Source organism: Paractinoplanes durhamensis (assembly GCF_016862175.1).
Lineage (GTDB): Bacteria > Actinomycetota > Actinomycetes > Mycobacteriales > Micromonosporaceae > Actinoplanes > Actinoplanes durhamensis.
The window spans coordinates 1-2,417 of sequence record NZ_BOML01000105.1 but is presented as its reverse complement, the minus strand read 5'-3'; the positions used below and the strand labels follow the sequence as shown (position 1 = coordinate 2,417).

The following is a 2,417-nucleotide window of genomic DNA, read 5'->3' as shown; positions in this document are numbered from 1 at the left end:
CCGGCACCATGCCGGGCCCGCCACTGCACTCAGCCGGGGAGCTTTCGATGAATGGTGTACCGCAGCACCAGGAACGGAAGACCGTAGAGGGAGAACGCGTGCTCAGCGCGTAGCTCACCGGCCTCCGTGTGGACGTCGAGCTGTTCGGCCAGCAGCCGCACCTGAGGGTCGCGGAACAGCGCCGCCGACAGCACCCGGAAGGCCACCACCGCGGCGGCCGCCACGGCTGCGGGGGAGGGGTTGCGCCCGCGGAGGGCCACTCCCACCGCCGCACCGGCAACGGGCCCGAGCGCCACCTTCTGCGGCCGCAGCCCGAGCGCCCCGGCCACCGATCCGGCGGCCACCCCCACCGTCACCGGCCCGGCCTTGGTGAACCGCCCACCGAGCCAGCCCGCCTGCGCGCCGATCGCGCCGCTCATCACGACACGAGACCACCACGGCGGAATTTCGCCGGGCCGTTGCCGGGCCCGCGCCACTGCCTCAGTGGCGGCGAGCACCACGGCCCCGGTCGCCGCGGCCCACCCCCGTCGCTTCCGGACGATGGCAGCGCCGGCCAGAGCCCCCACCGCCGCGGCGAGGACAAGACCACTACGACGATCCGCCATGCGTGCACGCTAACAGTGGACGATCGCCGCTTACGGCGACCGCCGCGGGTAGAAGGGGGCCGATGACGGCGAGGTCGGCTTCCGCCGTCGCAAGCTGTGGCGGGCGATCGCGTCCGGCGGCGCCGTCGCCTTCGGCCGCCGCCCGTGGCTCGGCCCACGTTTCCACACACTGTTCCGGCTGCCATAGAGCTACTTCGCCACTCCCAATCCGGCCCAGTAGGCCTTGAACGTCGACGCCTCGACCGCAAATGTTCCGTCGACAACGGTGAGGTCGATGGGGCGCCACCAGCTCACGTCGTACACAAAGGTGGTGCCGGTCAGGGTGCCGAGCGTCGCCTCCGTGTTGCCCCACGGGTTTCGCAGGATCAGGTATTTGTGCCCGTCGCGGTAGTCCCAGCCGAGAATCGTGTAACAGTGGGAGCCCACCACATTCGCGTCCGCATAGTTCACCTTGTCGGGTGATTCGTCGCCGGACGAGTACGTCCAGGCGGTCATCGGGTTGAACGTTCGCCCGCCCAGTGAATTGCCCCGCACAAGGTTCCAAAGCTGGTCGGCGGTGTAATTCGCCGACCCGTGGTATTCGCGCCGGCCACCGGTGAGCTGCGCGGTCGCCCACACGCAATCACCCCAGGCGGTGGCCAGGATATCGGGGTGGTCGGTGGTCGTGCCGGTCTTCAATTTCGCGTACGCCTTTTCGTACACCGCCGGCCAGATCTCGCCGGCCTCGCTCGACCGCGCGTACAGGAACCAGCCGGACGCGGTGAGCGGCACGGTGTCGGTCACCTCGATCTCGGCGGCCAGCCTGCCGCCGCTGTCCGGCTCGAAGAACTGCACCATGTTGGTGAAGTCGGCCTGCGCCACGCCGGTCGCCCGGGTCACGTGCCGGATCTGGTGCGGCATCGCCCATGCAACGGCGGAAAGCGCGGCGATGAAGTAGCAATTGGCGACCGCGCCCTGGATCGGGTCGAAGAACTCGGCCGCCTCGTTGAAGAAGCGCCCGGCGTCGCCCCACGTGGCGCCGGGCGGAGTCCAGTCAGCGGACTTGCCGACCGTAGCCGGGTCCGGGGCAAACCTGGCGAGGAGCGACTTGGAGAACACCCGGGCATACCGCGACAGCCGGTTCTGCACCGAGAGCCGCAAGACGAGGTGCAGGTTGTCGCCGATCAACTCGGCCCGCTCCACGGGGATCGAGCCGATCGAGTCGAGCTTGAAGAGCGGCCCCAGATCATCGAGCCTCTCGACGGTGCCGGTGTCGCGCGGCACCTCCAGATCGTTGGCGGTCACATCGACGTCGATGTCGAGGAGGGGCGTCCGAACCGGTTGCAGGCTCATCCGTTCGTCGAGCCCGAAGCCGAAGTAGAGGGGACCGCCGAACTTGGGATCGAACAGCTCGCGATACGGCGTCTGCAGGATCGACTCGAGCAGCCGAGGCGCGTCGGCGACCTCGGCCCATTTGATGCGCCGCCCGGCCACGAGCTCAGCGAGGGCGTACGGGTTGGCCACGGCAGTGGCCGGGGTGGACGCTCCATTGTCCGACATGGTGAATCTCCGTTGCTGGAAGAAAAAGATCGACGTGCCGATCCGCATCGGGTCGATGTCCGGGAACTGAAGTCCACTGCGCCAGGCATTAGATCGTCATCCTGGTGCCTACGGTGACGTCGCCGATACTTACGTTTTCCCGCCTACGGAATTCCGCCGCAACACCTCGGTCGGCAACGCGACAACGCGAGGGAAAGAGCAGACAAATCATAAATTCCTAGAAGGTCGCTCAAGACAAATCAGACTGAGCCGGCCGGGCGTCGTAGCCGTTAC

Annotated in this window: 2 protein-coding genes; both read right to left on the bottom strand. The window is 67.8% G+C overall.

Features of this window, described 5'->3' with window-relative positions:
* Window positions 1–29: 29 nt before the first annotated feature.
* Window positions 30–605 carry a hypothetical protein gene (locus Adu01nite_RS47170; RefSeq protein WP_203735962.1) on the bottom strand — a complete coding sequence of 192 codons (576 nt, stop codon included), beginning with the start codon at window positions 603–605 and terminating at the stop codon, window positions 30–32.
* Between the two features lie 189 nt (window positions 606–794).
* Entirely contained in the window at window positions 795–2,144 is a 1,350-nt protein-coding gene (locus Adu01nite_RS47165; RefSeq protein WP_203735961.1) for a C2 family cysteine protease, read from the bottom strand.
* Window positions 2,145–2,417 lie beyond the last annotated feature (273 nt).